The 4,079-nt window shown below is 63.2% G+C and carries 3 protein-coding genes; all 3 read left to right on the forward strand.

The features are described 5' to 3' along the window. The first annotated feature begins 138 nt into the window (after positions 1-138). The 3 genes from EN879_RS26625 (at position 139) to EN879_RS26635 (ending at position 3,923) form a co-directional block, all read left to right on the forward strand. Positions 139-1,602 (forward strand): DHA2 family efflux MFS transporter permease subunit, encoded by a 1,464-nt coding sequence (locus EN879_RS26625; protein WP_063168532.1) that lies wholly within the window; start codon positions 139-141, stop codon positions 1,600-1,602. 239 nt (positions 1,603-1,841) lie between these two features. After that, positions 1,842-2,828, forward strand: coding sequence for an ABC transporter permease (locus tag EN879_RS26630; RefSeq protein WP_013530837.1), 987 nt, complete (start codon positions 1,842-1,844; stop codon positions 2,826-2,828). Positions 2,829-2,894: 66 nt separating this feature from the next. Further along, entirely contained in the window at positions 2,895-3,923 is a 1,029-nt protein-coding gene (locus EN879_RS26635) for a sugar ABC transporter substrate-binding protein (RefSeq protein ID WP_127274342.1), read from the forward strand. Positions 3,924-4,079: the final 156 nt, after the last annotated feature.

The following is a 4,079-nucleotide window of genomic DNA, read 5'->3' on the forward strand; positions in this document are numbered from 1 at the left end:
ATGTAGATGGGCTTCATGTTACGCGTATACTCTCCTCGACGGCCCCATCCATTCCATAGCAGGCCATGGCGGCACACGAAAGTTTGTTGCGACGTCTCTGGACGCCGCCGGGGAGATGCTGTTCAAACCGGTTCCGTCATGACTGCCATTCCCGAGACCGCAACCTTGTCCGAAACGGCCATCCATGCGCGGCGCGTGGCGCTGATCGTCGCCATCGCCTTCTTCATGCAGTTGCTGGATTCGACGATCATCTCGACATCGCTGCCGCAGATGGGCGCCTCCTTCGGCGTGTCGCCGGTGGCGATGAGCATCGGCATCACCGTCTACATGCTGACCATGGCGGTGTTCGTGCCGCTGTCGGGCTGGCTCGCCGACCGGTTCGGGGCGCGCAACATCTTCCTGCTGGCGATCGTCCTGTTCACCCTGGCTTCGCTCGCCTGCGGCCTCTCGCAAACCCTGACCCAGTTCGTCGCCGCACGTGTCGTGCAAGGGCTCGGCAGCGCGCTGATGACGCCGGTTGGGCGCATTCTCGTCCTGCGCAATGCGCCGAAATCCGAACTGCTCAACGCCACGGCGCTGATCACCTGGCCAGCACTGTTTGCGCCGGTGGTCGGGCCGGTGCTCGGCGGCTTCATCACCACCTATCTGTCCTGGCACTGGAATTTCTTCATCAACATCCCGCTCGGCGTGATCGGGCTGGCGCTGGTCGCCCGTTTCATCCCAGGCGACCGCGAGGCCGACCCCAAGCCGCTCGACTGGCCCGGTTTTTTCCTGACATCGGCGGGACTTGCCTTGCTGCTCTACGGTCTCGAGCGTATCGCGCATCCCGAGGACGGCGTGCTGCCGACAGCGCTGCTGATCGTAGCCGGCATCGTCCTCGGCTGGCTGGCGGTGCGCCATCTCAGGCGCGCGCCGCATCCGCTGCTCGATCTCTCCTCGTTCAAGGTGCTGACCTTCGCCATCTCGACGCTTGCCGCCGGCACCATTTTCCGGGTGGCGATCAACGCCACGCCGTTCCTGCTGCCGCTGCTGTTCCAGGTTGGCTTCGGCCTTTCGCCTGTCGATGCCGGCTTGATGATCCTGGCCTATTTCCTTGGCAATCTCGGCATGAAGACGGTGACCACGCCGACGCTGCGCCGTTTCGGTTTCCGCTCAGTGATGGTCGTCAACGGCATCATCGCCTCGGCCTCGATCATGGCTTGCGGAGCGATCTCGCCGCAGACGCCGCAAGCGCTGGTGGTGGCGCTGATGCTGATTGCCGGCCTGTCGCGCTCGATGCAGTTCACCGCCCTTAACACGCTGGCCTTCGCCGACATCGATGCGTCGCAACGAAGCTCGGCGGCGACGCTGTCCTCGATGCTGCAGCAGGTGGCGATGCTGTTTGGCGTCGCGGTGGCGGCGGCGATCCTTAATCTGTCGCAGATCGTCAGGGATCGCCCCGCTCTCGATCTTGTGGATTTTCGAGTAGCCTTTCTGGTGATCGGCGCCATCGGGCTGGTGGCGGCGCTGCGTTTTCTCGTGCTCCCGCCAGGTGCGGGCGCGGAGGTTTCCGGGCACTCGCCGGGAAATTCAGATCGATTTTTCCGCCTGATGCGGAGATAAATTCCGTCCTGTCCCTTTGCCTTGGTGCAGCGCTTTCGCGTGCGGCCGCAATGGCGCAACCAATTGCCAAAAGCGCAGAGTTTTCCGCGCATTGCGCCAGCTTCGGCAATCGATCGTCCACTCGATAAATATCGCAGCCGGCCTGGGTTCCGGGCGCGGATTCATTTGACGAACCGGCGTTGGGCCGATTAGCGTTCTTTCCCAGGGATGGCAGCGCTGCCATCGGGGCAAACGCAGACATGAACACCATCGGCTGGCCAAATTTCAGGAGCCTGAACCAGGAAGGCATTGTCTTTGCCATCGCCGTGGTGCTGTTCGTTGCAGCGGCTATAGGCCTGCCAGGTTTCATCGACCCCAACAATCTCGTCGCCATCGTCCGCTCCGTGTCGGTGCTGGGCATCCTTGCGCTCGGCATGGCCGTGGTCATCATCGGCCGCGGCATCGACCTCTCTGCCGTCGCGATCATGGCGATGTCGGTCGCCTGGTACCTGCAACTGCTGAATTCGGGGACGCCGGACGGGCTTGCCTTCGCCTATGTGCTGGCCGGTGTGCTGGCCATCGGCCTGCTCAATGGTTTTCTCGTCGCCTATGCCGACGTGCCGGCGATCTTCGTGACGCTGGCGACAGGCTCCTTCGTCTTCGGCTATGTACGCTCGCAACTGATCACGCAGGATGCCGTGCCGGTGCCGCAGGGCCATTGGGTCGAGTTGCTCGGCGGCCTGCGCTTCCTCGACATTCCCATCGAGGTTTTCGTCTTCGCAGGGCTGGCCTTCCTGTTCTTCCTGTTCCTTCGCTACACCAAATGGGGCCGCTATATCTATTTCGCCGGCGATAATCCGGTGGCCGCCCGCAACATCGGCATGCCGGTGCGGCCGATGCTGGTGCTGCGCTATGTGCTTTCCGCCTTCGTCGCACTGGTCGCCGGCCTGCTGACGGCGGCCAGCCTGCATTCGATCAATACCCGCGTCGTCAATTCGACGCTGCTCTACGATATCGTGCTGGTGGCGGTTATCGGCGGCATCGGCCTGTCCGGCGGGCGCGGCGGGGTGCGCAACGTGCTGGTCGGTGCGGCACTGATCGGCATCCTGCTCAACGCCATGACCATCATCGACATTCCGCTGCTCTACCAGAACCTGATCAAGGCAGCGATCCTGCTCGGCGCCATCATCGTCGACGGCATCATCAATCCACGTGACGAGCAGACCGCCCAGCAGGGCGACATTTAGACCTGAACTGCGGCGGACGGTTGGGGCCGGCCGCTGATAACAACGACCAAAGCAAAAGGATCCGACATGAAACTGATCAAGACACTCATGGCCGCCGCCACGGCGCTCGCCGTCACCGCCTTCGTGGCGCCAACCTTCGCCGCCGACGATCCGGGGCCGACTGCGTACGCGCAGGCGCTCAAGGGCAAGCGCGTCATGCTGGTGCCGCTGGCAATGGGCTTCGACCTGGCGCAGGGCTGGGCGCACTATCTGAAGACCGAAGTCGAGGCCTGGGGCGGCGTGTTCGAGACGCGCGACCCGAACTGGGTCGTCGATGCCGGCGCGCAGGCGATCACGGACGCCATCTCCTCGGACACCAGGCCGGATGTGCTGATCATCCACGCGCCGGACCTCAACTCCTATTCCAAGCTGATGAAGAAGGCACAGGCCGCCGGCACCTATGTCATCCTGGTCGACAATCCCGCCAACTTCCCGGCCGACGCCTTTATCGGCAGTGACTGGGACCGGCTTGGCCAGCTCGAGGCCGAAGCGGCGATCAAGGGCTGCGGCCCGAACTCGTCGAAGAAGATCGGCCTTGTGCAGGGTGACCAGGCGAACTCCTCCAGCCTCTATCAGTATGCCGGCATCATGAAGGTGCTGGACAAGAATCCCGACTTCAAGGTGGTGGCCAAGCCCGATTCCAACTGGGATGCGACGACCTCGCGCAACGTGACGACGACGATGCTGCAGCAGAACCCGGATATCTGCTCGATCATCGATTTCTGGGATGGCGACGCCACCGGCGCGTCCGCCGCGATCCGCGATGCCAAACTCGACGGCAAGGTGTTCCTGGTCACCACCGGCGGCGGCGAAAAGGCGGCCGATTGCGACAAGCTGGTCGACGGCACCTATGGCGCTGTGGTGATGACCGATCTTGCTCGCCAGTCGGGCGACATGAACGACATCATCAAGTTCCTGCTGCAGAGCGGCCAGCCGGCCGGCACCTCGCACACCTACATCTACACGCTGGAGAAGGCGACGACCAAGGCCGACCTCAAGCCCGACAGCTGCTGGGACCTGAAGGCGCTGCAGGCACAAGCGGCGGCGGCAAAGTAAGCCGCACCTTTTCGACTGAAGTACAAGCGAGGTGACCGGAAGGATCCGGTCACCTCGTCCCCTCATGGAATAGCAGCAGCCGATGTCCTTTCGCGAACGCCTCCAGTCCTGGCGCTACAATCTCGTGCCCGACCATGTCGTCGGCGAGATACTGAC

Origin of the sequence: Mesorhizobium sp. M7A.F.Ca.AU.002.02.1.1, from assembly GCF_003998535.1 — a bacterium.
In the GTDB taxonomy this organism is placed as follows: Bacteria; Pseudomonadota; Alphaproteobacteria; order Rhizobiales; family Rhizobiaceae; genus Mesorhizobium; species Mesorhizobium ciceri.

Bases quoted from the DNA above. Each gene is read 5' to 3' on its own strand.
- EN879_RS26630 (WP_013530837.1), top strand. From the start codon at position 1,842: ATGAACACCATCGGCTGGCCAAATTTCAGGAGCCTGAACCAGGAAGGC.
- EN879_RS26635 (WP_127274342.1), top strand. From the start codon at position 2,895: ATGAAACTGATCAAGACACTCATGGCCGCCGCCACGGCGCTCGCCGTC.
- EN879_RS26625 (WP_063168532.1), top strand. From the start codon at position 139: ATGACTGCCATTCCCGAGACCGCAACCTTGTCCGAAACGGCCATCCAT.